Raw genomic sequence first — 1094 nt, 5'->3', positions numbered from 1 at the left:
TGCTCAGCCAACCGGCATTTCTGCAATTTGGCCACAACGGCGAAGGCATTCACGGGCGTATCGAAGACGTGCTCGTCGGCGAGGCGGGCAAGCGCCTGACCCGCTATCACCTGACGCTGGTACCCGCGCTGCACTATTTGCAGTTCAGCCACGATCAGCGGATTTTTCAGCAGCACACGGTGCCGCAGATCATTGCGCAGGTGCTCAAGAAGCATGGCATTCAAGGTGATGCATTCACCTTTCACGTTACTGCGAACCCGCCTCGTGATTACTGCACTCAGTACGCGGAATCAGATTTTGAATTCATCCAGAGGTTATGCGCCGAGGACGGTATTGCCTGGCATCACCAGCACTCGGCGGACGGGCACCTGTTGGTGTTCACCGATGATCAGGTGTTCCTGCCCACACTCGGTGCCACGCCCTATCAACAAGACTCCGGCATGGTCGCCGAGCACTCGGTGGTCAGCCGCTTCAGTGTGCGAACCAGCACCCGCACCAGCACCGTCACCCGCCGTGACTATGACCTCAAACGTCCGAGCCTGCTGCTCGAAAGCCACTTCACCGCCGAGTTCACGCCGGTGCTGGAGGACTATCGGTACCCGCTGTTGATCGAGAATGAAAAGTCCGGCAAGCAAATGGCTCGGCAGGCGCTGGAGCGCCATCGCCGCGACTATGAGTTGGGCGAAGGTCAAAGCGATCAGGCAAATCTGCGCTGTGGCCATCTCTTCAAACTGACCGGACACCCGCGCAAAAGCTGCAATGACCTGTGGTTATTAATCAGCATTCGTCACCTCGGCCGCCAGCCACAAGTGCTCGAAGAGTCGATCATCAGTGACACCCAAGCCGCTGATGGTTTAACCCAGGGGTATCGCAACACCTTCAGCGTAATCCCCGCCGAGGTGGTGTTTCGCCCACCGTTGCCAGCGCCACGTCGCCCGCTGGTCTGTCAGACCGCACGGGTCACCGGGCCGGCCCATGAAGAAACCCATTGTGATGATTTAGGACGCATTAAGTGCGAGTTCGATTGGGACCGCGCCGAACTCGATAGTGAGCGCAGCAGTTGCTGGATCAGGGTTTCATCGAATTGGGCCGGG

The 1094-nt window shown here is 58.6% G+C and carries 1 protein-coding gene; it reads left to right on the top strand.

Features of this window, described 5'->3' with window-relative positions:
* Window positions 1–1094: type VI secretion system tip protein TssI/VgrG (gene tssI, locus CXF97_RS13970; protein WP_157830891.1), on the top strand; the 1094-nt coding region annotated here is incomplete at both ends.

Origin of the sequence: Pseudomonas sp. Choline-02u-1 (genome assembly GCF_002836515.1) — a bacterium.
In the GTDB taxonomy this organism is placed as follows: domain Bacteria; phylum Pseudomonadota; class Gammaproteobacteria; order Pseudomonadales; family Pseudomonadaceae; genus Aquipseudomonas.
Note: the sequence above shows the minus strand (reverse complement) of the source record. Positions and strands in the feature narration are given on the sequence as shown.